The sequence below is a fragment of the Bradyrhizobium sp. HKCCYLRH3059 genome (genome assembly GCF_051168035.1).
Taxonomy (GTDB): Bacteria; Pseudomonadota; Alphaproteobacteria; order Rhizobiales; family Xanthobacteraceae; genus Bradyrhizobium.
The window spans coordinates 156,907-160,825 of record NZ_JBNPUF010000009.1 but is presented as its reverse complement, the minus strand read 5'-3'; the positions used below and the strand labels follow the sequence as shown (position 1 = coordinate 160,825).

Genomic DNA, 3,919 nt, shown 5'->3' with positions numbered 1-3,919 from the left:
GGTGACCATGGGCCTTCATCCTGATATCGCGGCACTGCTCGAGATGATCCAGCTCGGAACGGAATCGGGCGCGCGCATTCCGTTTCCGCAACTTACGCCGGCGCAGGCGCGTGCCGATTTCGACGCCTCCTCGCCGCTGCTGGATGTCGATCCGCCGCCGCTCGCCTTCGAGAGGCAGCTTGCGCTGCCGATGCGCGACGCGACGGAGATTGCCGGGCGCCTCTATGCAGCGCGGCCGTTGGACGTCGCCGATCCGATGCCCGTGCTGCTCTACATGCATGGCGGCGGCTTCGTCGTCGGCAGCCTCGACTCGCACCAGCCGTTGTGCCGGGGCCTTGCCGATGACAGCGGCGCGGCAGTGCTGTCGATCGCCTACCGGCTGGCGCCGGAGCACCGGTTTCCGACGGCATTCGAGGACTGCGTCGATGCCCTCGCTTGGATCGGGCGCGAGGGGCCTGCACTTGGCCTCGACCCGCGGCGGGTCGCGATCGGCGGCGACAGTGCGGGGGGCACGCTGGCCGCGGCGTTGGCGATCGCCGCGCGCGACGACCGGGCCTTACCGCAGCCTGTCCTTCAGGTCCTCGCCTATCCCGGGCTCAGCCCGCAGCAGGTCTCGGACTCCTACGAGAAATACGGTTCGGGTTATCTGCTCGAGCGCGAGACCGTGGACTGGTTCTTCGACCATTATCTCCGCCATGACGCCGATCGCCACGACTGGCGATTTGCGCCGCTGGCCGCGTCCGATCTCACGCGCGTCGCGCCCGCGCTGATCGTGCTCCCCGAGTTCGATCCGCTGGCGGACGAGGGGCGGGCCTATGCCGCACGCTTGCGCGCGGCCGGCGCCGCCGTGGATCTGAAGGTCTATCCCGGCATGATCCACGAGTTCCTGCGCATGGGCAACGTCGTTCCGGACGCTTTGCACGCCCGCGCCGACATCGGCGCCAAGCTCGCCGCTGTCTTCGCCACGCGAATGGGAGCCGGCAATCCATGATGACGTCATCCAATCCAGGCGTTGCCAGCGTCGGAAGCCTGCTGCGGCCCTATTGGCTGCTGCTCGCCGCAGCCATTCTGCTCGGTCTCCTCGGCGGCGCCAGCGTTGCGGGGCTGCTCGCCGTGGTGAACCGTGGCCTCTACGCAGGGGCAGGCGACGTCGGTGGCCTCGTCGCCTCGTTCGCGGGTCTCTGCATTCTGATCGTGATCGGGTCGGTCGGCTCTGACATCAGCGCGAATGTCGTCGGCCAGCGGATCGTGGCCTCGTTGCGCAAGTCACTGGCCGCCAAGATACTGATGGCGCCGATCGACCAGCTCGAATCCTATCGGTCGCACCGCCTCATCCCGGTCCTGACCAAGGATGTCGACGCCATCAGCGATTTCGCGTTCTTCTTTCCGGCCTTCCTGGTGTCGGGCGTCATCGTCGCCGGCTGCCTGATCTACTTGGCGGTGCTGTCGTGGCCGCTGTTCCTGGTAACGGCAGCCTTGATCGCGCTCGGGTCGTTCGTCCATTATCTCGCCCGCAAGCGCGGAATGATGGGCTTCACTCTCGCGCGCCAATACGAAGACGACCTGCAGAAGCATTACCGCGCGATCTCCGAAGGCGCCAAGGAGTTGCGCCTGCATCGCCCGCGCCGGCGCCACGTCCATGTCGATCTGATCGGCCGGACGGTCGACCGGATCGGCAACGTGCAGATCAAGGCCATCAATCTGCTCGTGACGGCGCGCGCGCTCGGGACGGTTCTCCTGTTCCTGGTGATCGGGACCGCTCTGGTGCTGCGTCCACTGCTGTGGCCCGACAGCCCGGCCTCGGTGTCCAGCGGCTTCGTTCTGGTGCTGCTGTTCATGCGTGGACCAATCGACCAGTTGATCGGCATGCTGCCGTCGCTCGGCCGCGCGCAGGTCGCGATGCGCCGGATCGCCGAGTTGTCGGACCGTTTCACCGCCGCAGAGGCGGAACTGCTCGATGATCCGCAGGATCGAACCGCCGACCAGATCGAATCGATCGAACTGCGCGGCGTCTCCTACGCCTTCCCCGCGCTGTCGTCCGAGCGCCCCTTCACCATCGGACCGATCGACCTTCGCGTTCGCCGCGGCGAGATCGTCTTCATCGTCGGTGAAAACGGCAGCGGCAAGACGACGCTGATCAAGCTGCTGCTCGGACTCTATGTGCCCGACCGCGGCGTGCTGCTGCGCGACGGCAGCCCGGTCGTCAACGAGACCCGCGACGATTATCGGCAGCTCTTCACCACAATATTCTCGGACTATTTCCTGTTCGACACCTTGGCGCAGCAGAGCAGTCAGCGGCCGGAGCTCGCGCAGCGCTATCTCGACCGTCTCGAGCTCGCCCACAAGGTCTCGATCGATGGCGGCGCATTCTCCACCACCGACCTGTCGACGGGCCAGCGCAAGCGGCTCGCCCTGATCAATGCCTGGATCGAGGGACGGCCGGTGCTGGTGTTCGACGAATGGGCGGCCGACCAGGACCCGGCGTTCCGTCAAATCTTCTACACCGAGCTGCTCGCCGACCTCAAACGTCTGGGCAAGACGATCATCGTGATCTCACACGACGATCGCTACTTCCACTGCGCCGATCGGATCGTGCGCCTGCGCGACGGTCGGATTGACGCCAGCGACGCCGCTGAACGCCGCGAGCCGGCACAAAGGCAACGCACGCTCACGACCGTTATGCAGGAGCCCGCTCCGTCGCTTGGAGCATCGAATCCGTGAGCCGCATCTTTGTAGTTAATCTAAAGGCAGCGCTACAGACTTTGTTGTCTTCGTCATGCCGGCCGATCTACATCCTGAGCGGGAGTGGACAGAGATGGCGCCCGTGCAGATCAATGAGAGGGAAGGAGTTCGCATGAGCGCGACTGCGAGCGTTAGGGGTAGTGTCCGGACATTCCCTGTCGCAACCGATGCGACAATGTCGGTCGTTCGCGACGATGACGGGCTCCGGGTGATCGCGGACGGCGCGCCATTGCTGTCGCTTCGGCCGGATGGCGAACTGACGCGTCTGATCGTGCACGACGGGATCGATGATTGGCGCCGGGTGTCGCGCGGAGTGGTGGCAATGGCCGAAGCGGTCTTCGGCTGGGCGCCGTCGCTCGAGAGGCTCGTCATCACGCTTGACGACAAACCGGCAGCAGCATCGGCCTTGGCGAAACACGGCGTTGCGGTCGCGACCGACGGCAGGCTGGCGCTGTATCCGGACATGGTGATGCAGCTTCGCGGGAACTGGCTGACGGACGCTGCGCGCCCGGCGTTTCCGCTGTCCTACGCGATGACCGACGGCAGGCGCCATCCGCGGCGGCCGCCCAAGCCGGTCGGCACCGTCTACGCCCGCTTCATTCCCTGGCTGTCCGACGTCGTCAGTTTTCGCGTCGTCGACATCGCTCGCGATCTCCTGCTGGTCCACCGCTGGCTCAACGATCCGCGGGTCGACTCGTTCTGGAATGAAGCGGGGGATATCGACAAGCACCGACAGTATCTGTCGCGGATCATGTCGGACCCGCACATGGTGCCGCTGATCGGCTCCTTCGGTGATCAGCCGTTCGGCTATTTCGAGCTCTATTGGGCGAAGGAAAATCGCATCGCGCCGTTCTACGATGCGGCGGACTATGATCGCGGCTGGCACGTGATCGTTGGCGAGGACGGCTTCCGGGGCCGCCGCTTCATCACGGCCTGGCTTCCCTCGCTCATGCACTACATGTTCCTCGACGATTGCCGCACCGAGCGTATCGTCGGCGAGCCGGCGGCGGCGCATTCGCAGCAGCTGCGCAACCTGGATCTGGCTGGGTTTGCCCGGCTCAAGAACTTCGAGTTCCCACACAAGCGGGCAACCCTGGTCATGTTGCTGCGCGAGCGCTTTTTCGGCGACCGGCTGTGGCAGCCGGCGACCAATGAAGCACCCACAGAAGCCTAGCGC

3 protein-coding genes are annotated in these 3,919 nt (G+C 65.5%); all 3 read left to right on the top strand.

Going from position 1 to position 3,919, the window contains the following annotated elements:
* Nucleotides 1-7 precede the first annotated feature (7 nt).
* The 3 genes from ACQR13_RS26705 to ACQR13_RS26695 all read left to right on the top strand — a co-directional run bounded on the left by ACQR13_RS26705 (nucleotide 8) and on the right by ACQR13_RS26695 (nucleotide 3,916).
* Nucleotides 8-991 carry an alpha/beta hydrolase gene (locus tag ACQR13_RS26705; protein WP_316164880.1) on the top strand — a complete coding sequence of 328 codons (984 nt, stop codon included), beginning with the start codon at nucleotides 8-10 and terminating at the stop codon, nucleotides 989-991.
* The gene (locus tag ACQR13_RS26700; protein ID WP_434863405.1) at nucleotides 988-2,721 is read left to right on the top strand and encodes a cyclic peptide export ABC transporter; all 1,734 of its coding nucleotides are present in this window, start codon (nucleotides 988-990) and stop codon (nucleotides 2,719-2,721) included. Before ACQR13_RS26705 ends, ACQR13_RS26700 begins: the two co-directional genes overlap by 4 nt.
* 133 nt (nucleotides 2,722-2,854) lie before the next feature.
* Complete coding sequence (locus ACQR13_RS26695) at nucleotides 2,855-3,916, top strand: GNAT family N-acetyltransferase (RefSeq protein WP_434863404.1); 1,062 nt, start codon at nucleotides 2,855-2,857, stop codon at nucleotides 3,914-3,916.
* Nucleotides 3,917-3,919 lie beyond the last annotated feature (3 nt).